Origin of the sequence: Lutibacter flavus, from assembly GCF_900188355.1 — a bacterium.
Lineage (GTDB): Bacteria > Bacteroidota > Bacteroidia > Flavobacteriales > Flavobacteriaceae > Lutibacter > Lutibacter flavus.
Genome location: NZ_FZNX01000003.1, coordinates 310596 through 332651, shown reverse-complemented (window position 1 = coordinate 332651; position 22056 = coordinate 310596). Strand labels below are relative to the sequence as shown.

The 22056-nt window shown below is 30.0% G+C and carries 19 protein-coding genes and 1 pseudogene; 9 read left to right on the top strand and 11 right to left on the bottom strand.

The features are described from left to right. Positions 1-3: 3 nt before the first annotated feature. Positions 4-1524 (bottom strand): hypothetical protein, encoded by a 1521-nt coding sequence (locus tag CHB63_RS10445; protein ID WP_089378401.1) that lies wholly within the window; start codon positions 1522-1524, stop codon positions 4-6. Between the two features lie 40 nt (positions 1525-1564). Next, entirely contained in the window at positions 1565-2599 is a 1035-nt protein-coding gene (locus tag CHB63_RS10440) for a glutaminyl-peptide cyclotransferase (RefSeq protein WP_089378400.1), read from the bottom strand. Between the two features lie 120 nt (positions 2600-2719). Here CHB63_RS10440 and CHB63_RS10435 point away from each other — a divergent pair, with 120 nt between their 5' ends. The 4 genes from CHB63_RS10435 (at position 2720) to CHB63_RS10420 (ending at position 6524) form a co-directional block, all read left to right on the top strand. Beyond that, on the top strand, positions 2720-2971 hold the full coding sequence (locus CHB63_RS10435; protein ID WP_089378399.1) for a type B 50S ribosomal protein L31: 252 nt from the start codon (positions 2720-2722) through the stop codon (positions 2969-2971). Between the two features lie 129 nt (positions 2972-3100). Beyond that, positions 3101-4207: a nickel-binding protein gene (locus CHB63_RS10430; protein ID WP_089378398.1), complete on the top strand. Its 1107-nt coding sequence runs from the start codon at positions 3101-3103 to the stop codon at positions 4205-4207. A gap of 408 nt (positions 4208-4615) precedes the next feature. Further along, a complete protein-coding gene (locus CHB63_RS10425) occupies positions 4616-6007 on the top strand; it encodes an FAD-binding oxidoreductase (RefSeq protein ID WP_089378566.1) in 1392 nt (463 codons plus the stop codon). A gap of 16 nt (positions 6008-6023) precedes the next feature. Continuing rightward, positions 6024-6524 carry a group I truncated hemoglobin gene (locus tag CHB63_RS10420; protein WP_089378397.1) on the top strand — a complete coding sequence of 167 codons (501 nt, stop codon included), beginning with the start codon at positions 6024-6026 and terminating at the stop codon, positions 6522-6524. Between the two features lie 72 nt (positions 6525-6596). Here the strand turns inward: CHB63_RS10420 and CHB63_RS10415 are convergent. The 3 genes and pseudogenes from CHB63_RS10415 to gcvP all read right to left on the bottom strand — a co-directional run. Next, positions 6597-7853, bottom strand: a pseudogene (locus CHB63_RS10415) (pyruvate dehydrogenase complex dihydrolipoamide acetyltransferase); the annotation flags it as partial. A 9-nt stretch (positions 7854-7862) separates the two neighbouring features. Continuing rightward, the gene (pdhA, locus tag CHB63_RS10410) at positions 7863-8855 is read right to left on the bottom strand and encodes a pyruvate dehydrogenase (acetyl-transferring) E1 component subunit alpha (RefSeq protein WP_089378395.1); all 993 of its coding nucleotides are present in this window, start codon (positions 8853-8855) and stop codon (positions 7863-7865) included. Positions 8856-9120: 265 nt separating this feature from the next. After that, a complete protein-coding gene (gene gcvP / locus CHB63_RS10405) occupies positions 9121-11970 on the bottom strand; it encodes an aminomethyl-transferring glycine dehydrogenase (RefSeq protein WP_089378394.1) in 2850 nt (949 codons plus the stop codon). Positions 11971-12105: 135 nt separating this feature from the next. On the opposite strand from gcvP, the gene CHB63_RS10400 reads away from it, so the two are divergent. Then, positions 12106-12930, top strand: a complete 825-nt coding sequence (locus CHB63_RS10400; protein WP_089378393.1) for a UbiA prenyltransferase family protein — start codon at positions 12106-12108, stop codon at positions 12928-12930. A 14-nt stretch (positions 12931-12944) separates the two neighbouring features. After that, a complete protein-coding gene (locus tag CHB63_RS10395) occupies positions 12945-13754 on the top strand; it encodes a class I SAM-dependent methyltransferase (RefSeq protein ID WP_089378565.1) in 810 nt (269 codons plus the stop codon). Positions 13755-13800: 46 nt separating this feature from the next. Here CHB63_RS10395 and CHB63_RS10390 read toward each other — a convergent pair whose 3' ends face one another. Together CHB63_RS10390 and CHB63_RS10385 are read right to left on the bottom strand one after the other, a co-directional pair. Continuing rightward, positions 13801-14574, bottom strand: coding sequence for a zinc ribbon domain-containing protein (locus CHB63_RS10390; protein WP_089378564.1), 774 nt, complete (start codon positions 14572-14574; stop codon positions 13801-13803). A gap of 1 nt (position 14575) precedes the next feature. Next, positions 14576-15670: a Nif3-like dinuclear metal center hexameric protein gene (locus CHB63_RS10385; RefSeq protein WP_089378392.1), complete on the bottom strand. Its 1095-nt coding sequence runs from the start codon at positions 15668-15670 to the stop codon at positions 14576-14578. 99 nt (positions 15671-15769) lie between these two features. Between CHB63_RS10385 and lpxK the strand changes: the two genes are divergently transcribed. Genes lpxK through CHB63_RS10370 form a run of 3 tightly spaced genes read left to right on the top strand, consistent with a single transcriptional unit; the run spans position 15770 to position 18112 of the window. Then, complete coding sequence (lpxK, locus tag CHB63_RS10380; RefSeq protein ID WP_089378391.1) at positions 15770-16807, top strand: tetraacyldisaccharide 4'-kinase; 1038 nt, start codon at positions 15770-15772, stop codon at positions 16805-16807. After that, positions 16779-17588 (top strand): purine-nucleoside phosphorylase, encoded by an 810-nt coding sequence (locus tag CHB63_RS10375; RefSeq protein ID WP_089378390.1) that lies wholly within the window; start codon positions 16779-16781, stop codon positions 17586-17588. Before lpxK ends, CHB63_RS10375 begins: the two co-directional genes overlap by 29 nt. Positions 17589-17629: 41 nt before the next feature. Next, positions 17630-18112 carry a thioredoxin family protein gene (locus CHB63_RS10370; RefSeq protein WP_089378389.1) on the top strand — a complete coding sequence of 161 codons (483 nt, stop codon included), beginning with the start codon at positions 17630-17632 and terminating at the stop codon, positions 18110-18112. Between the two features lie 48 nt (positions 18113-18160). Here CHB63_RS10370 and CHB63_RS10365 read toward each other — a convergent pair whose 3' ends face one another. The 4 genes from CHB63_RS10365 to pdxH form a co-directional block, all read right to left on the bottom strand. Further along, the gene (locus tag CHB63_RS10365) at positions 18161-19831 is read right to left on the bottom strand and encodes an OmpA family protein (RefSeq protein ID WP_089378388.1); all 1671 of its coding nucleotides are present in this window, start codon (positions 19829-19831) and stop codon (positions 18161-18163) included. A gap of 132 nt (positions 19832-19963) precedes the next feature. Then, positions 19964-20860 carry a Ppx/GppA phosphatase family protein gene (locus CHB63_RS10360; protein ID WP_089378387.1) on the bottom strand — a complete coding sequence of 299 codons (897 nt, stop codon included), beginning with the start codon at positions 20858-20860 and terminating at the stop codon, positions 19964-19966. Between the two features lie 4 nt (positions 20861-20864). Then, the gene (locus tag CHB63_RS10355) at positions 20865-21353 is read right to left on the bottom strand and encodes a SixA phosphatase family protein (protein ID WP_089378386.1); all 489 of its coding nucleotides are present in this window, start codon (positions 21351-21353) and stop codon (positions 20865-20867) included. Positions 21354-21384: 31 nt separating this feature from the next. Continuing rightward, positions 21385-22032 (bottom strand): pyridoxamine 5'-phosphate oxidase, encoded by a 648-nt coding sequence (gene pdxH / locus CHB63_RS10350; RefSeq protein WP_089378563.1) that lies wholly within the window; start codon positions 22030-22032, stop codon positions 21385-21387. Between the last annotated feature and the right edge of the window lie 24 nt (positions 22033-22056).

Below are 22056 nucleotides of genomic sequence, written 5' to 3'. Positions count from 1 at the left end.
AGTTTAATTAAAAATTATATGTTGATAAGCTCCAATATCGGCAGGTGAAGTTCTAAGTGTTCCTAAAATGTCATAAGGAACTAATGAACTTCCTTGTAGGTTTGCTTTTTGATTACTATCAGAATTTTCTCCAATAATTAATTGATTGGTTAATGGTGATTTAAAATCAGGTTCTCCATTAAAAATATTGTTAAAATAGTGATTGGAATCTTCAAAATTGTATTCAGGAATGTTTGTATAACTTGTATTATAATCGTTGAATTTTACAAGGTTATTATTAAATGAATAATTAAAAATTGACCCTTCAACTTTATCAATAACCAATTCAATATTTGAATTTCCATCTATAATACAATTTGTAAAATTAGCAGCATGTAAATCACGTATTTCTGCAACTTGCGTAGTTCCATTACTATAAGTAAAATAGTTATTAATTAATACACTTGGGTACTCTCTTAAACTATTGTTCCAAAAATTTGTAAATGTTGAATGTGTAAAGTTATAAGTTCCTCCAATAATACAGGCTAAAGATGCTTGTCCGCTATTGTTTACCACCAAATTTTCACCTTTAATATTTGTTTCTCTGCCTAACAATCCAAAGTTAGCGCTATTATAAATTTCTGTATTTTTAATTGATAATGTAGGTGTAGAATGACTTCCAATAGAATCCATTATAATACCAACAGTGGCATTTTTAATAATTGTATTATTTATTGAGTTATTTTTACTTCCAGCTCTTAACCAAATTGCACCCCATTGACCGGGAATATCACTAAAGGATGGTTCTAATCTGTCACCTTCAAAAAGTACTTTTTTATCTAATTCTCCTTGAGCAATTAAGGTTGCGTTTTTATCAACAATTATTCCAGAGTTAGCGTGAAAATAAATACTTGCCCCTGCTTCAATTGTAAGTGTCTTGTTTGACGGTACGGCGCAATAACCATAAATTACATACGGTTTTTCATTGGTAAAAGTTGTATTGTTATCAAGATAAAATCCATTAATTTTAATTGCATCTCCATCTTCATCGATACCAATATTAATAGAAGATACAAGCCCGTTTAAGTCTTTTGAGGGATATAAAAAATGGGCATCTTTAACCAACGTTATTAACTTTACATTTTGCTCCTGCTCTCCATTATCAAAAACAATGGAATCTAGGTAGATAGGATTGGTAACTTCGTTATAATTAATGGTAGTTTCAACAAAAATATAAATGCTATCATTTGCTAAAATTTCAACATCTTCAAAACTTTTACCCGCAATTCCATCAACATTTAATCGGTATTTTGAATTTTCCTGGCGTCCTAACTTTATAGAAGGTATTGAAATGGCATTATTACTTTTGTTGTAAACTTTTAAATTATAGGTACTAGACCCAATATTTGTAAAAACAGTATCTAAATACACCGTATCTTTTGAAAAGGATAAATTTCCGGTACTTAACTCAGCGCTAAAGTCTTTTCTGCATGAAGACACAATTACTAAGCTAATTACTATTAAAATGATTAAATAATAGCGCATTAAGGTTGTTTTTGTAAATGTAAAAATAATTTATAGAAAATTATTTTTTAATCAATTCAATTTCATAAAGTTTATTCCAATGTTTTCCTGTAACAAAAATTCTATTATTTTCTTTGTCGAAAGCAATCCCATTTAAAACGTCATCATCTTCAGTTAAATTTTGTTCTTGTTGAATTTTAGCCTTTAGGCTAATTAAATCCGCAACACCTTCAACTTTTCCTGTTAATGGATTTACAATAAGTATAGAGTTTTTTTGCCAAATGTTTGCATATATTTTACCATTAATATACTCAAGCTCATTTAATTTTTCAACTTTTTGTTTATTTGTGTACGCCTCAATATAGCTTTCTTCAATTAATGTTTCTGGGTTTAAAAACCAAATGCGTTCAGTTCCATCAGATTTAATAATTTTTTCACCATCATTTGTCAATCCCCAACCTTCAAGACTTTTGGTATATTTAAATTCTTTTTCTTTTTCAAATGTTTCTAAATTGTAAACAATTCCAATTCCACTTTGCCAGGTAAGTTGGTATATTTTGTTATTAAATATTGTAATTCCTTCACCAAAATATTGAGCGTCTAAATCTTTTTGCTGAAGCACTTTACCAGAATTTAATTCTACCTTTCTAATAAAAGAAGTTCCTTTTCTTCCGGTTCCTTCATATAAATAGCCGTTGTGAAATTCTAAACCTTGTGTGTAAGCTTCTTTATCATGTGGATACGTATTTATAATTTTATATGTATATAATTCAGGCGCTGTATCAGCCATAAAGTAAACTGGTTTGGTTACTTTCTTGGTTTTATTTTGATAAAAAATAATTGCGGTTAGTGTATGCTTACCCAATTTATAATCATTAATTTTTATTGAAGCAGTATTTTGAATGCTGCTTATTTTTACAGCATCAATAGAAAATTGTACAGAATCGATAGGTAAATTATTTTTCTCAGAAATTGAGACAGATAACTCTTGGTTTGATTGAATTTTACTTGGAGTATTTAATATAAATTTATATTCACTTTTACAAGAAATCAATGAAATTAACAGAATTAGACCTAAAAAAGATTTGTTCAACATAACTTAAAATAGCTTTTTATTAATATTTATGTAAATAAAATAAATTATTTGTTTGAAGTTTCAAAAATATAGTTAAATTTGCAGTCTGAAAAATAAAAATAGAATTAAAACGAGTTCACGATGAGAAAAGGTATACATCCAGAAAATTATAGAATGGTAGCATTTAAAGATATGTCAAATGAAGATGTGTTTTTAACCCGTTCAACAGTAAACACGAAGGAGACTCTAGATGTAGATGGTGTGGAATATCCATTAGTAAAATTAGAGATCTCAAGAACATCACATCCTTTTTATACAGGTAAATCTAAATTAATAGATACTGCAGGACGTATTGATAAGTTCAAATCTAAATATGCTAAATTTAAAAAATAAGCAGATTAGAATTAAAAATATTTTAAAATCCTCAACGAAAGTTGGGGATTTTTTGTTTATATATAGTTCGTTTTTAACAGATTAAACTGATTTCATAAAAAAAGTTTATCTTGTAGAAAAAAACTTACTATGCCAATATACATGGATCGTCATGATGTTTCTGAAACAGTTACTGCAGAAAACGTAGCACAATTACATCATGAAGACTTAAAAATTGAGCATAAATTTGGATGTAGAGGTTTAACATATTGGTTTGATGATAAAAGAAAAACTGCTTTTTGTTTAGTTGAAGCACCAAATAAACAATCTGTTCATGATATGCATAATCACGCACATGGTGAAATTCCTCACAGAATTATTGAAGTAGATGAAACAATTGTTGAATCTTTTTTAGGAAGAATTGAAGATCCTGAAAAAGCATTGAATACGGAATTAAATATAATAAATGATCCTGCTTTTAGGGTTATAATGGTAATTGAAACCAGTAATTATTTAAATAGATTAGAGGCAAATCAACTTAGTTTATTTACGAAGAAATTTCATAATAGTGTTTCAAAATCAATTAAGTATTTTAAAGGAAGCATTGTAAAAAAAGATAATGAAAATTATTTAGTTTCCTTTAAATCAGTAAGTAATGCTGTTTATTGTGTGTTAAAAATTAAATCTAATTTTAAATATGTAACTCCAAAATTTGATTTATCAAATCGAAAAATTAATATTGCTTTAAATGCAGGTGTACCAGTTTCTGATAAAGAAAATATTTTTGAAGAAACAATTGTTTTGGCAACCAGAATGTGTGAAGTTGTAAAAGAGCAACTAGTTTTTTCCAATGAAATAAAAGCATTATATGAAAGTGAAAATAGAAATGCAATTATTAATACGGAATTAGTAAAAACTCTAAAACCTGCTGAAGAAAAATTTCTTACTCAGTTGATGGATTATATTGAGGGGATTTGGAACAAACCTAATTTTAATATCACTAATTTTAGTAAAGATTTAGGATATAGTAAATCTCAGTTATATCGTAAATTGATAAATTTATCAGGGAAGTCTCCAAATAACTTCATTAAAGAATTTAGATTGCATAGAGCTTTGGATTTACTTCATAAACAACATGGAAATATATCTGAAATAGCATATGATTCTGGTTTTAATAGCCCGGCTTACTTCTCAAAATGTTTTTTAGAAAAATATGGAGTCCTTCCTTCTAAATATATTCAACAACATATTGTTTAAATATTCTTAATTATTTTACCTTAACGACTGAGTAAATCACAAGCTTACAGAAATATTAAGTCATTAGCAGGAATAGCTCCTAACAAATTAATATAAGAGCTACGTCTTTTTCAGGCTATTAATGAAATTAAAAAAAACAATAAAACATATCAGAAACTAGATATTATTTAGGTTTTAACATTCCAATATATTTTATCAGAGTTTTAAAAAAAATATTTGGAATGCTTCCAACAGCTTTCATTATAAATTCTAATAAATAATTATTCTTTCCAAATTTACAATGAATCAATTGTATCATTTTTTGAACTAAAACTAACATTGATTAAGTTTTTTATAGCACAAATTTGTAGAGTTCATTTTTATTTATAATGAATTCTAACTACTAACTATTTAAAAAAATTAATGATTATGAAAAATTCAGTAAAAAATTTAGACGCTATAATTATTGAAGAATTTGCCACACATTTGCGAGGAAACATCGTTAGGCCATCAGATGTCGATTATAACGAAACCAGAAAAGTTTATAATGGAATGATAGATAAACGTCCAGGATTATTCGCTATGTGCGAGGATGTTGCAGATGTTATGGCTTCTGTAAATTTTGGAAGATATAACAATCTATTATTAGCAGTTAGAGGTGGTGGACACAATGGTGGAGGGCTAGGAATTTGTGATGATGGATTGGTAATTGATTTATCAGGAATAAAATTTGTTCGTGTAGATACTTCAAATAATACAGTAAGAGTTGGAGGTGGAAACCTTTGGGGCGAAGTAGACCATGCAACACACCCTTTTGGATTGGCTATTCCTGCAGGAATTATTTCCACTACTGGAGTTGGGGGCTTAACACTTGGAGGTGGAGTAGGACATTTATCTCGTAAATACGGATTAACAATCGATAATTTATTAGAAGCAGATATGGTTTTGGCTGATGGCTCTTTTGTTACTGTAAATGCTAATCAAAATACCGATTTATTTTGGGCAATTAGAGGTGGTGGTGGAAATTTTGGAATTGTGACTTCCTTTAAATTTCAAGCGCATTCTATTAAAAACGTTATTGGAGGTCCAACTTTATGGCCTATTGAAAGAACTGAAGAAATTATGGAGTGGTATCATAAATTTATTCAAAATGCTCCTGATGAATTAAACGGTTTTATTGCTACAATGGTTATTCCCGGACCACCTTTTCCTGAATATTTACATAATAAACAGTTTTGTGGAATTGTTTGGTGCTATGTTGGGGGTCAGGATAAATTTAATGAATTGTTTAAAACTGTTAAAGAATTAAATCCAATTTTTGAACATGTAGGAGAAATGCCTTATCCATCAATACAAACCTTGTTTGATGGTTTATTACCTCATGGATTACAATGGTATTGGAGAGCAGACTTTTTTAATGAATTAGGTTCGGAAGTTAGAGCGCAACATTTAAAATTTGGTTCAAATATTCCAACGCCTCTTTCACAAATGCATTTGTATCCAATTACCGGTGCAGCGAGTAGGGTTGGAGCTGAAGATACGCCTTGGGCTTACCGTGATGCAAAATATGCAGGTGTAATTGTTGGAGTATCTCCAAATCCAAAAGATGCAAATAAAATAACCAAATGGTGTAAAGAGTATTGGGATGCCTTGCATCCATTTTCATCAGGTGGGGCGTACTCAAATTTTATGATGGATGAAGGCCAGGAGCGTGTAAAAGCCAGTTATAAGCATAATTACAACCGTTTAACTGAAATTAAAAAGAAATATGATCCAGCTAATTTATTTAACGTAAATCAAAATATTAAACCAAGTAACTAATTAAATCAAGAGAAATATGAAAACTATTAAATTAATTATTATTGTATTAGCAGCAGTATTTGTTTCTAATTGTTCAAATAAGAAACCAAATACTCAAGAAGTTTCAAATGAAAATTTGGCTGTTGTTGTTAATGAAGAACCGGTTGAAGTAAGCTTATTTGATCGTTTAGGGGGGACAGATGGGATTTCATCTATTGTGGATGATATTGTTCAAGCTCATTTAGAAAACCCTGTAATTAACCATGTATTTTTACCTTTAAAAGAAAATCCAGAACATTTTGAAAGTTTCAAAACGCATGTAAAAGAATTTTTATCTGCAGGCACAGGAGGTGATGCAACTTATACAGGAAAGGATTTGCCTTCAGCCCATAAAGGTTTGAATACAACGGAAAAAGAATTTTTGAGTGCTGTGGATGATATTTTAATGACTTTAAGTAAGCATAACATTGATGAAGAAACCAAAAAGGATATGTTATATATTTTATACTCTATGAAAGGTGCTGTAATTGGGTTGTAAAATTATTTCCATTTAAACAAAAAACCCATTACATATGTAATGGGTTTTTTGTTTTATAAATACTGAGAAATGTTAAGCTAACATAGTTACAGGATTTTCAATAAATTGTTTTAATGTTTGTAAAAAAGCTGCACCAGTAGCACCATCAACGGTTCTATGGTCACAAGCTAAAGTTACTTTCATTGTGTTTCCAATTACAATTTCTCCGTTTCTTACAACCGGTTTTTCAACAATTGCTCCAACTGATAAAATTGCTGAATTTGGTTGATTGATAATTGAAGTGAATTCTGAAATACCGAACATACCCAAGTTAGAAACAGTAAATGTACTTCCTTCCATTTCTGCTGGAGTTAACTTTTTTGTTTTTGCTTTAATAGCTTTGTCTTTTACTTCTGCACCAATTTGAGTCAAGCTTTTTTGGTCTGTAAATGGAATTACAGGGACTAAAAGCCCATCTTCAACAGCAACGGCAACACCAATATTTACATGGTGATTTACACGAGTTCTATCATCAAACCATTGTGAGTTTACTTGTGGATGTTTTTTAAGAGCCATTGCACATGCTTTTACAACCATATCGTTAAATGAAACCTTAATGTCAGGAATTTCATTTATAACTTTACGTGATGCAATTGCACTATCCATATTAATCTCTAACATTAGGTAATAATGCGGAGCTGTAAATTTAGATTCACCTAATCGGCGAGCAATAGTTTTACGCATTTGAGAATTAGTAGTTTCTTCGAAACTTTCTTCACCTAATGCAGTGGTTTGATTTAATGCAGCAGGAGCGGCCATAGTTGCAGGCACGAAATATTCAATATCTCGTTTTACAACTCTACCATTTTCACCAGTTCCAGTAACAGTGGCTAAATTTATCCCTTTTTCTTCTGCTAATTTTTTAGCTAATGGAGAAGCAACAATTCTTCCAGTGTTCACAACAGGAACTTGTACCGCTGTTTGAGTTGCAGCAGGAGTTGCCGTTTCTTTTACTGGAGTTGAAGTTGCAGGAGCTGATGTAGGTTCCTCTTTTGCTGGAGCAGCTTCTGATGCTCCTTCAATTTTAAATCCTTTAACTATTACATCTATATCTTCACCTTCTTCACCAATTATTGCTAATAATGAATCAACAGGAGCACTTTCACCGTCCTTTAAGCCAATATATAAAAGAGTTCCTTCGTTGAAAGACTCAAATTCCATTGTAGCTTTATCTGTTTCAATTTCAGCTAAAATATCGCCTTCTTCAATCTTGTCACCTACTTTTTTTAACCACTGTGCTACAACTCCTTCTGTCATTGTATCACTTAAACGTGGCATTGTAATTATTTCTGCCATTATTTATCTATGTTTTAAAAACGGATAATCTTCTTGTTCGTATACCATATCGTATAACGCTTGTTTGTCTGGGAATGGAGATTCTTCTGCAAATTTTTGACATTCTGCAACTTTATCTTTTACATCTTTATCCCATTGTTTTACTTCATCTTTTGAAGCGTATTTTTTTTCTAAAATAACCTCTAAAACTTGAGAAATAGGGTCAATTTTTTTATATTCGTCAACTTCATCTTTAGTTCTGTAATGTTGAGCATCACTCATTGAGTGCCCTCTATATCTATATGTTTTAATATCTAATAAAGTTGGTCCATCTCCACGTCTGGCTCTTTCAATTGCTTCGTGCATTGCTTCAGCAACTTTTACAGGATTCATACCGTCAACTGGTCCGCAAGGCATTTCATATCCTAAACCTAACTTCCAAATATCATCGTGATTAGCAGTACGTTCAACAGAAGTACCCATTGCATACCCATTATTTTCACAAATAAAAACAACTGGAAGTTTCCAGTTAATTGCCATATTAAAAGTTTCATGAAGAGAACCTTGACGAGCAGCACCATCACCAAAATAAGTTAATGTTACACCGTCTCTTTCAAAGTACTTGTCAGCAAAAGCTAAACCAGCTCCTAATGGAATTTGACCTCCAACAATTCCGTGACCTCCATAAAAATTATGTTTAGGTGAAAAAATATGCATAGAACCTCCCATACCCTGAGATGTACCTGTTACTTTACCTAATAATTCAGCCATAACTCTTTTTGGGTCTTCTCCTAAACCAATTGGTTGAACATGGTTACGGTAAGCTGTAATCATTTTGTCATTTTCATTCATTGCATGTAAAGCACCTGCTAATACAGCTTCTTGCCCATTATATAAATGTAGAAATCCTCTAACTTTTTGTTGAATATATAAGGCCGCTAATTTGTCTTCAAACTTTCTCCAGAAAAGCATGTCTTTATACCAATTGATATAGGTTTCTTTCGTTATTTTTTTCATTTATAAAAAGATATTTAATTTATATCGAATTGCAAAAGTACTATTTTGAATAATAGAATAAAAATAAGTGTAAATATTTTTTACGATAATGTTTTCGAACTACCAAATAATTAATAATATCATTCTTTTTTGAAGCTATTAAAGAAAATAGCTATCAATTTTATTGAAATGATAATTATTATGTCAAAGAAATTTTATTAAAAGAAAAAGCCTCTAGGATTCCAGAGGCTTTTAATTAAATATTGGTATAAATTAATCTATTATATTAATTGTCTATGTAATCTTCAATAGGATTACAAGAGCAAATCAAATTACGATCACCATAAGCATCATCAACTCTTCTAACTGATGGCCAAAATTTGTTTTCCTTTAAATATGGTAAAGGAAAAGCAGCTTTTTGTCTTGTATATGGGAACTCCCATTCATCACTAGTTAGCATTTCTTGCGTGTGCGGTGAATTTTTTAGAGGTGAATTTGTGTCTCCACTTTCCATAGCATCTATTTCACTTTTAATGCTTATTAATGCATCACAAAAACGATCTAATTCTGCTTTATTTTCACTTTCTGTAGGTTCGATCATTAATGTTCCTGCAACTGGGAATGAAACTGTAGGAGCGTGGTAACCATAATCCATCAACCTTTTAGCAATATCGGTTACTTCTATTCCTTTTGCTTTAAATTCTCTAAAATCAACAATCATTTCGTGTGCGGCAAATCCATTTTCACCAGTATATAAAATATTATATTGTTTTTCTAATCGGGCTTTAATATAATTTGCATTTAATATTGCTTTTATAGTTGCTTCTTTTAAGCCTTTAGTTCCTAACATTTTTATGTATCCATAGGAAATTAATAAAACCAAAGAAGAACCCCAAGGAGCAGATGAAATTGCAGTTATTGGAGTTTCTCCACCAGTTGGTATAATTGGATTAGAAGGTAAAAAAGGAGCTAAATGTTTAACAACACAAATAGGACCTACTCCCGGACCACCACCACCATGTGGGATAGCAAAAGTTTTATGAAGGTTTAAATGGCAAACGTCAGCTCCAATAGTAGCCGGATTTGTTAATCCAACCTGAGCATTCATATTGGCGCCATCCATATAAACTTGTCCGCCATTTTTATGAATAATTTCAGTAATTTCTTTAATGGTACTTTCAAAAACCCCGTGAGTTGATGGGTAAGTAACCATTAGTGCTGCTAATTTATCTTTATGAAGGTCAGCTTTTTCACGTAAATCCTCAACATCGATGTTTCCATCTTCGGTAGATTTTGTAACAATAACTTTCATACCTGCCATCACTGCAGATGCCGGATTTGTTCCGTGAGCAGATGCTGGAATTAAACAAATATTTCTATGGTTGTCTTCCCGAGATTCGTGATATGCCTTAATAACCATTAAACCTGCATATTCACCTTGTGCTCCAGAATTTGGTTGTAAAGAAGTAGCATAAAAACCAGTGATTTCATTTAAGGCAATTTCTAAACCTTTAAAAACTTCATGATAGCCTTGAGCTTGTTCAATTGGAACAAAAGGATGCATAACACCCCAGTTAGGCCAGCTTAATGGTAACATTTCTGAAGCAGCATTTAATTTCATGGTACAAGAACCAAGAGAAATCATTGAATGGTTTAATGATAAATCTTTTCGTTCTAATTTTTTAATATAACGCATCATTTCAGTTTCTGAATGGTATTTTTTAAAAACCTCATTTGTCATAAAATTAGAAGTACGTTTTAATTCTTCAGGTAAATCATTTTCGGAAACCTTATTGAAACTAACTATTTCTTTTCCTTCCGCTTCAGCTAAAACAGACAAGATTTCATTAATATCATTTAATGTAGATGTTTCATTTATTGAAATACTTACTTGATTTGTTGCTGGGTAAAAGAAGTTTATTTGTTTGTTTTCTGCAATTTCTTTTAATTTTGAAGCATTTGAAACTTCAATAGTTAATGTATCAAAATACGTACAATTTAATTGTTTTAAACCTAATTTAACTATACCATTATTTAAAGTGGCTGTTAAATTTTTAATTGTAGTTGCAATATATTTTAAGCCTTTTGGTCCATGATAAACGCCATACATTCCTGCCATAACAGCTAATAAAACTTGTGCTGTACAAATATTAGAGGTCGCTTTTTCACGTTTAATATGTTGTTCACGCGTTTGCAATGCCATACGTAAAGCACGGTTACCATTTTTATCTTGTGTTACGCCTATAATTCTACCTGGAATATTGCGCTTATAATCTTCTTTTGTAGCAAAATAAGCAGCATGTGGTCCGCCATATCCCATTGGAATTCCAAAACGTTGCGTTGTTCCAACTACAATATCAGCGCCCCATTCACCTGGAGGAGTTAATAATGATAAACTTAATAAATCGGCTGCAACAGCTACTCTTGCTTCAACAGTATTCGCTTTTTCAACAAAACTTTTATAATTGTGAACTTGTCCATTTTTTGAAGGGTACTGAAGTAAAGCACCATATATATTCTCTGTAAATTCAAATTTCAAATAATCACCAAATATTAATTCAATTCCTAATGGAATTGATCTAGTTTTTAAAATATCAATAGTTTGTGGTAAAACTTCCTCGGAAACAAAAAACTGAAGTGCATCAATTTTCTTTTGAGCTCTGGATCTAGTATTAAATAACATTATCATTGCTTCTGCAGCCGCAGTTCCTTCATCTAATAAAGAAGCGTTTGCCAATTCCATACCAGTTAGCTCAGTAACCATTGTTTGGTAATTTAGTAAAGCTTCTAAGCGACCTTGAGCGATTTCAGCTTGATAAGGAGTGTAAGCAGTATACCAACCTGGATTTTCCAAAATATTACGCTGTATTACTCCTGGAAGAATTGTTGGATGATATCCTAAACCAATGTAATTTTTAAATGATTTGTTTTTATTTGAAAGCTCTTGAATATGAGACATATATTCATATTCACTCATTGCAGTTGGCAAATTTAATTCATTTGCAAGCCTTATATCAGTTGGAATGGTTTTATTAATTAATTCATCTACTGAAGAAACTCCAATAGTTTTAATCATTTCATTAGTCTCGTTTTCTCGAGGACCTACGTGTCTTAAAACAAAAGAATCTGTTTTCATTTACTAAAATGGTATATAATTTATAAGCGGTTCAAAATTAATGAAAATACTACAATCAAAATAGCTCAGATTTACTTAATTATAATATTTTGTTAACCAAGATTTTGTTATTTTAACAAATTGTAAATTTGACAGATGCCTTTTTTAAAAAGAATATTTGATTTTTATGTTTTTAGTAATATTCATGTTGCTTTAGCTGGCTTTTGCATTACTAAATTATCATTACTAAAATTTGGTATAAATTCTAATTTAGTGCCTTCTTTTGTTGGGCTTTCTATAATTGCATCTTATAATTTCATTAGATTTTATGAAATTAAAAAAAAGAGGTTAAGCTGGTTTAAAAGCTGGTTTTATAGAAATAAATTATTGATTTTAAGTTTATCTATTATTTCAATTTCTGTTGTTATTTATATTACTTTTTTTACTGATTTTAATCGAAATTCATTAATTATACTTTTTCCTTTTGCACTAATGACCGTTTTTTATGTGGTACCTTTATTTAAATTAAAAGGAATTGAATTTTCATTTCGATATTTTCCTGCGATAAAAATATTTAGTATTGCTATTGCCTGGGCGGGTATTTCAGTTTTTTTTCCTTTATATGAAGCTGAAGTAACAATTAATTCTATTGTTTATTTTGAATTTATTCAGCGCGTATTAATTTTGATAGCAATTACAATTCCTTTTGATATTAGAGATGTAAATTCAGATTTTAAATCATTAAAAACAATACCTCAATTAATTGGAATAGAAAAGTCAAAAATAGTTGGAACAGTTTTATTAGGTTTATTTTTAGGTTTTAGTCTTTTAAATAATGATTATTTAATTTCCGATTTAAGAATAGCATTAATTACAGGATTTTTTCTTTGGTTTACATCAGACAAAAAATCGAAATATTACACAAGTTTTTGGGTGGAATCAATCCCAATAATATGGTTGATTATTACAATTTTATTATGATTAAAAAATTTAAAATGGAAAATAAATACAAGAAATACTTTGAAGTAAATAAGGATACTTGGAATAAAAAAGTAGGTATTCATTCAAAATCTGAATTTTACGATATTGAAGGATTTAAAAATGGTAAAACTTCATTAAATGCTTTTGAACTTGAAGAAGTAGGAGATGTTTCGGGTAAATCTTTATTGCATTTACAGTGTCATTTTGGTCAGGATACATTAAGTTGGAGTAGGTTAGGAGCCAAATGCACGGGTATTGACCTGTCTGATGAAGGAATAAAGAAAGCGAAAAAATTAAATGATGAATTAGGTTTGGATGCTACATTTGTTGAAAGTAATTTATATGATGTGCCTAAAAATGTTAAAGGTAAATTTGACATTGTTTTTACTTCGTATGGTGTAATTGGTTGGCTTCCTGATTTAAAAACTTGGGGTGAAATTATAGCAAATAAACTTAAAAAAGGAGGGGTGTTTTATCTAATTGAATTTCATCCTATTGTTTGGATGTTTGATTATTTAAAAACACCTCCAGAACTATCATATCCTTATCAAAATAGTGAAGCTATTTATGAGGAATATAAAGGAACCTATACAAACAATGAAGCAGAAATAATTAGTAAAGAGTATGGTTGGAATCACGGTTTGGGAGAAGTAATTTCAGCATTAACAGGTGCAGGGTTACATATTGAGTTTTTGCATGAATTTGAAAAATCCCCATACAATGTTTTTCCGGAATTGATAAAAACCAGCGATAGAATGTTTACTCTAAAAGATGAGGCAAAATTATTTCCACTTTTATATTCAATAAAGGCAACTAAAAAATAAAAAAGCCTCCGTATGGAGGCTTTTTTTATGTAATATTAAGAAATTATTATTTTAATAATTTGTCAATTTTTTCTTTTTCTTCTTCGGCTAAAGCACCATCAACTAAAATTCTACCGCTATATTCATCAGTAATAATTTTTTTACGACTCGCAATTTCAACTTGTCTTTGTGGTGGAATTGTAAAGAATGAACCTCCAGAAGCTCCTCTTTCAATAGATACTACGGCTAAACCATTTTTAACTGTAGATCTAATTCTATTGTAAGCTTTTAATAAGTGGTCGTCAATTAATTCTCCGTATTCTTTAGATTTTTTAAGTAATAATTCTTCCTCTTTAATGGTATCACCCATGATATCATTTAATTCGGCTGATTTATGTTTTAATAATTCTTCTTGTTTTGCTATCGTTTCTTTAGTTCCAAGAATTACTTCGTTTTTTTGCTCAATTTTAGCTTTAAACTCTTTAATCCTTTTTTCAGCTAATTCAATTTCAAGTTCTTGGTATTCAGTTTCTTTAGTAATAGAATTGAATTCTCTATTATTACGAACTTTTTTCTGTTGTTCAGCATATTTTTTTACTAAATTTTTAGCTTCTTCAATTACTAGCTTTTTAGCTGAAATTTCACTTTTTAAAGTAGCTACTTCATTATCAAAATTAGCAAGTCTTTTATTTAAACCAACAATTTCATCTTCTAAATCTTCAATTTCTAAAGGTAATTCACCTCTTACATTTTTAATTTCATCAACTCTCGAATCAATTAATTGTAAGTCGTAAAGGGCTCTTAATTTCTCTTCAACAGTTACTTCTTTCTTTTTAGCCATATTATAAGTAATAAATTGGATTTGTGTTTTTTTGTGATAAAATGATTGCAAAATTAGGGAATTTTTTTGTAAGAATATCAACTAAAAGATTTTTTGTGAATTGTTCACTTTCATAATGTCCAATATCTGCAATAATTATTTTATTTTCTGCCTTGTAAAATTCGTGATATTTTATATCTGAAGTTACATAAATATCTGCGTTAGCCCTAATTGCATTTTCAATTGCAAAGCTTCCTGATCCTCCTAGAACTGCTACTTTTTTAATTTTTTTGTTTAATAATTTAGAATGCCTTAATCCTTTAGCATTCATTCTTTTTTTAAGAAAATTTAGAAATTCTTGTTCATTTTTTTCTTCAGATAATTCACCAATCATACCAATACCTATTTCTTGATTAATATTATCTAAAGGAACAATATCATATGCAACTTCTTCGTAAGGATGCGCTTGAAAAAGAGCAGCCAATATTTGTTGCTCTTTATGTTTTTCAAAAATTACGCTTATAAATGTTTCTTTTTCTTTGTGTAATTTCCCTTTTTCTCCAACAGTTGGATTGGAATTTTCATTGCCTCTATAGGTTCCAAAACCTTCTGTGTTAAAGCTGCAATTATCATAATTTCCAATGTTGCCAGCACCAGCTTTAAACAGTTCTAATCTAACTTCTTCTGCACTTTCTTTAGGTGCGTAAGTTGTGAGTTTTTTTATGGTATTTTTTTGAGGGATTAGTATTTTGTTATTTTGTAAGCCTAAGACTTCACAAATTTTAGCGTTAACACCAATTATTGAATTATCCAAAGCAGTATGAATCGCATAAATCGCTATGTCATTTTTAATTGCTTTTAAGATGACCCGTTCAACATAATTTTTTCCATTTATTTTTTTTAATCCTGAAAAAATAATTGGGTGAAAACTCACAATTAAATTACAATTTTTTTCAATTGCTTCATCAACAATATTTTCTAGGGTATCTAGCGTAACTAAAACTCCGGTAACTATAGTATTGTAATCTCCAACTAACAATCCTACATTGTCAAATCCTTCGGCATAATTTAACGGTGCAATTTCTTCAATACACGTTGTAATATCTTTAATTATCATAGTTTTATTAATGTTGGTGAAAACAAAGATAAATTTTACAGAATAAAGTTAAAGATTTTTGAGAGATATATTATAATTTGTTTTGTATTTTCGCCTTAAATGAGTGTTTTTAGAAAAATATTATACCCTTTTTCTTTGTTGTATGGAGTAATAACTTCAACACGTAATTATTTATTTAATATACATGTTTTAAAATCTACAAAGTTTGCAACACCAACAATTGTGGTAGGTAATTTAAGTGTAGGAGGAACTGGAAAAACACCTCAAATTGAGTATTTAATTCGATTATTGCAAAATGATTATAAAGTCGCGGTATTAAGCCGAGGTTATAAAAGAAAAAGTAAGGGATTTTTAATTGCTGATGAGAATGCAACTGCTGAATCCATTGGTGATGAACCTTTTCAATACTATCAAAAATTTAACGATATTATTGTTTGTGTAGATGCCGACAGAATAAATGGAATAAAGCAATTAGATAGTTTAAAAAATCGTCCAGATGTAATTTTATTAGATGATGCATTTCAGCATAGAAAAGTTGAAGGGGGCTTTAATATTTTGTTAACTTCTTTTAATGATTTATATATTGATGATTTTATGTTGCCAACAGGGAATTTGAGAGAGCGAGTTTCAGGTGCAGAAAGAGCCAATATTATTGTTGTAACAAAATGTCCAAGTACACTTTCGGATAAAGAACAATTTGAATTAACCAAAAAATTAAACCCTACCTTTTATCAAACAGTGTTTTTTACATCGATAGAATATGATAATAATCTAAAAGGAGCATCTGTTATTAACTTATTGGAAATTGAAAATACGGACGTATTATTAATTACAGGTATAGCCAATCCAACTCCTTTGCTAAATTATTTAAAGGAAAAAAACATTAAATTTCAGCATTTAAAATATCCAGATCATCATAGTTTTAATAATAATGATCTTCGTGAAATAAATAATAGAGTAGCAAACTTTAAATCAAAAAACAGTATAGTTTTAACTACTGAAAAAGATTATGTTCGTATCTTTGAAAAGATAAATAATTTGCACTTTATATCAATAAAAACAAAATTTATTAGTCATAAAATAGATTTTGATAATCTTATAAAAAAATATGTGGAACAAAGTTCAAGAGACAGTTAAATTTTTACAAAATAAAGGAATTACAGTACCAGATTATGGTATAATATTGGGTACAGGTTTAGGTAATTTAGTCGAGAAAATTAATATTGAAATGACTATTTCATATAATGAAATTCCAAATTTCCCTGTTTCAACTGTAGAAGGTCATTCAGGAGAATTAATTTTTGGAATTTTAGGAGGAAAGAAAGTAATTGCAATGCGTGGTCGTTTTCATTATTATGAAGGATGGACAATGGAGCAAACTGTATTACCTGTAAGAGTAATGAAGTTTTTAGGTGTAGAAAATTTGATAGTCTCTAATGCATCAGGAGGGGTTAACCCTGCTTTTAAGGTTGGTGATGTTATGGTAATTACAGATCATATTAATTTAATGCCTGTTCATCCGCTTCATGGAAAAAATGAAGAGCGTTTTGGACCTCGTTTTGTTGATATGCACGAGCCATATAGTAGAAAAATGATTGCTAAAATGGATTTAATTGCGGAAAAATTAGATGTTTCTATCCAAAAAGGAATTTATTTAGCTTTACAAGGGCCTACTTTTGAAACGCCTGCAGAATATAAAATGGTTAAAATATTAGGAGCAGATGCGGTTGGAATGTCAACTGTTCCAGAAGTAATTGTTGCTAAACATATGGGAATGGAATGTTTTGGTATTTCTGTTATTACCGATTTAGGTGTTGAAGGTATTGTTGAAGCTGTTTCTCATGAAGAAGTACAAAAAGTTGCAAAAATTGCAGAAAAAACAGTAGGTAAATTAGTTGAAGAATTTGTAAAATTATAATAGTGGCACTATTTTAGCGTTATCTGATAAAAATATAATTTATGAAGAGAGTATTATTGGCTTGTGTTTTTACCATAGTTACAAGTGGTTTATTACGAGCTCAGGATAGTATTGAGGATGTTTCTTATTCTAAAGTAAGTTGGGAACAAAAATTATCAAAGGCTAATTCTTTGTCAAAATCTAAAAATATACCAATTTTAATATTTTTCACGGGTTCAGATTGGTGTGGACCTTGTAAAATGTTAGTTGCAGATGTTTTTGAATCTGAAAGATTTAAAGAGTTAAGTGATTCAGAATTTGTTTTATATGAAGCTGATTTTCCTAGAAATAAGAATTTAGTTTCGAATTCTCAAAGAAGTGATAATCTAAAATTAAAGAATAAATACAATGTTAATTCTTATCCAACAATTGTTATAGTTGATAGTAAAGGAAAGGAATTAGGGAAATTGAAAGGCTATAATTTAATGCGCGATACAAGTTATCATTATTCTTTTTTTGAAAATACTCTAAATAAAGTAAAATAAAAAAAACCCGCTTTTAGCGGGTTTTTTTTATTTTAACTTAGAAAGTTATTATTGATTAATAACTCTAAAAGTAGTTCTTCTGTTTTGAGCGTGTTCTTTTTCAGTACAAGAAACACCATCAGCACATCTGTTTGTTAATCTTCTTTCTCCAAATCCATTTGCAGTTAATTGACTAGCATTAATTCCTTTTGAAATTAAGTAGTTAGAAACAGCAACTGCTCTTCTTTCAGATAGGTTTTGGTTGCTTTCTTTTGTACCTCTTGCATCCGTATGAGATTCAAGTGCAATAGCAACACCAGTTTTTAATACTGGTAATAAACGAGTGTCAATAATTCTTTTCGCTTCAGCAGTTAAACTTGCACTACCTAAGTTCCAGTTAATTGGTAAGATACTATTTTCAGTTAATTTACAATCAACTTCTTTCCAAGTAGTTAAACCACCTTTTTGAACCAATACTTCTTTTGTTACTGTTTTGAATTGAGCAGGAACTGCAACTTCTTGTTCCCAAGCATCTTTAACTAATACAGTTTTAGATACTGTTGAGTATTCAGCAGGAATATCAACAACTCTCGTAGTTGGAGGTGTTACCATTACAGTTTTCTTAACAGTTTTTGTTACTTCTGGAATATCTACAACTCTAGTTGATTCAGGAGTAAAAATTGTTTTCTTAACAGTTGTAGTTTCTGCAGGAATAGTTATTACTCTTGTTGTAGGAGGTGTAACCATTACTGTTTTTTTCAATGTTTTAAACACTGCAGGAATTTCAATTCTTCTAGTAGTGGCTGGCTTAACCATTACTGTTTTTTTCTCAATTTTAGTTACTTCAGGAATAGTAATAACTCTTGTTGAAGGAGGTGTAAGTAGTGTAACTCTTGAATATGAAGCATCACCACAATTTTTTCCATCAGAATTATTAACACAATCTGGAGTTCTTACAACTTTTGCATCACTTGCTAAAACTGTTTTATTTACAGTTTCGAATTGTGCAGGAATTTCTTTATAACACCAGTATCTACAATCATTAGGATCACTAGACTCACAATCTGGAGCTACATCACTCATTTGCCATTGTGCAGATGCCGCTTTCACTTCAATAACTTCTGAATCAGAAGAAAATGATGCTGGAACAACTTTTAAAGATGAACCATAATCTTTTTTATGGTAAGTGATTGTTTCTTTTCCATAAGTTGCTGGAACTACTTCTAGTCTTTGACTAGCTTCTTTAGTAACAACAATAACATCTCTAGTTTCATATACTGCAGGAACTACTTCAAGTTTGTAAGTTGCTGGTTGAACTTCAACAACAACATCTTTAGTTTCATATACAGCTGGTACAAGTTCTAATCTTTGACTAGCTTCTTTAATTACCACTGTTTCTGTAGCAGTTGTAGTAGATGCAGCAATTTTTTCTAGTCTTTGACTAGCTTCTTTAGTTACAACAACAATATTTCTGCTTTCATAAACAGCAGGAACTGACACAAGACGTTGACTGGCCTCTTTAACTAATACTCTTTCAGTTTCAGTTTTAAATTCTGCAGGGCGTGTAGAGATTTTTTTGTAAGCTGGACTAACTTGTACAGTTACATCTTCATTTTTCCAAACATCTGGAGTTTTACAACGAACATAGCATTTCCCTGGTTCAGGATTATCTGGTAAATCTTGTGCAAATGCACTCACCCCAAAGACCAATAAAGTAATAGATAATAATAGTTTTTTCATAATACGTAATTTAAATAATTTGATTTTTCTAATAATTAGCCTAAAAATTGTTAGTAGACGTAATTAAGACACTCAAATTTTTTAATAGTCACAATGAATGTTAAAATTGGATGAAATTCTTAGTGAAGTTTTTTAAATTTTTTTGAAATAAAGACTTTTTACAATTCCATCTGCAAGACCAATCTTTGGTACAAATATTTTTTTAGCGCCACTCCATTTCATAGCGTTTAAGTATATTTTAATTGCAGGAACAATTACATCCGCTCGGTCAGGATTTAAATCTAATTGTTGAATGCGTTCTTCGTAAGTAAGTTGTTTTAAAAATTGAAATTGAGATTCAATATAATTAATTGATAAGGGCTTACCCATTGGTTTTCCGGAAAGTTTAAACAACTTATTTATGTTTCCTCCTGAGCCTATTAAATACGTATTTTTTAATTTTTCTGAATTTTCTTTAATCCAGCTTTCCATACTTTTCCAAACATGTTGAAATGATTTTTCTTTATTTAACAAACGTACTGTACCAATTTTAAAAGATTTTGAATTGATAATTTTACCATTAGAAAAAATTGTTATTTCAGTACTTCCACCACCTACATCAACATATAAATAGGACTTTGTTTTTTCAATAATACTGGCTAAATCATTTGAAAAAATAATAGCGGCTTCTTTTTTACCATCTATAATATTAATTTTTATAGCTGTTTTTTCAAATATTTCTTGAGCCACATCTACACCATTTGATGCATCTCGCATTGCAGAAGTTGCACATGCATAAAATTTGATTACACCATGAACATTCATTAATAACTTAAAGGCTTTCATAGCCTTTATCATTCGCAGTTTATTGTTTTCAGAAATCTCACCATTAATAAAAGAATCTGCACCTAAACGAATTGGAACCCTTACCAAAGCAGATTTTTTAAAACTTGGATTAGCACCGTTATCGTCTGTAATAACATTTGTAACTAATAATCGTACTGCATTGGATCCAATATCAATACCTGCAAGTTTTTCAATTTTCAAAATAAAATTATTTTAAATTTTTAGGAAATTCGGTTATAAAAGTATTTCCCGCTTTGATATTTTTCCAATGTTTAGTTTCAAATTTAATTCCAACTACACCACAAGTTGGTACGTGATCTAATTGAATACTTCCATATTTATTTACAAATGTGCTTATGCCATGGTCATGACTAAAAATTATTGCAGAGTCAAACCCATCATCTAAAGCTTTTACTGTTTTAATTAAATAACCATCACTAAAATTGTAAAGAGACTTACTAATTTTTAAGTTAGCCAATGGATAATTAAATGTATAGCTAAATATCATTCCAGTATGAAGTGCTCTATTTGCGCAACTTGAAATAAAAACATCTGGAGTTGAAATTTTTTCGTGCAAAACTTTAGAAACTAAATAAGCATCCTTTATTCCTCTTTTTTTTAAAGGACGATCTATATCCTTAATTCCTTCATATTCCCAAGAAGATTTTGCGTGCCTAACTATATAAAGTGTTTTCATTTAATTTTAGTTGATTTCAAATATAAAAAAATTATGGTGCTAATCGTTCAATTTTCCAGTCATAATCTTCCTGGAGTGTATATCTAATTCTATCGTGCATTCTATTTGGTCTTCCTTGCCAAAATTCTATACTTATTGGTTTTACAATAAAACCTCCCCAATGTTTGGGTCGAGTAATTTCATTGTCTTTAAATTGTTGTTCAAATTCATTTAAACGATTGTCTAAATATTTACGAGAAGGTACAGCTTCACTTTGATCTGAGGCCCAAGCTCCAAGTTTACTTCCTTCGGGTCTAGATTCAAAATAGCCATCAGATAAATTTTCTGCAATTTTCTCTGCTACACCTTTAATAATAACTTGTCGTTCTATATTATGCCAAAGAAAAGATAAGCACACATTTGGATTTGTTTCTATTGCTTTACCTTTTTCACTATTATAATTTGTGAAAAATATAAATCCTTCCCAAGTGTATTTTTTTAATAAAACAGCCCTGCTTTTTGGAAATCCGTCCAAACCAATAGTTGAAAGTGTCATAGCATTAGATTCAACATCACCACCATATGCTTCAACCTCATAAAACCATTTTTGAAAAAGCTCCATTGGATTGTCAGAAATTTCATTCTTGGAGAGTTCTATTTTCTTATAATTTCTGCGATAATTGCTTAAGTCATTCTCCATTAGTCTAAAATATAGATTCGTTCC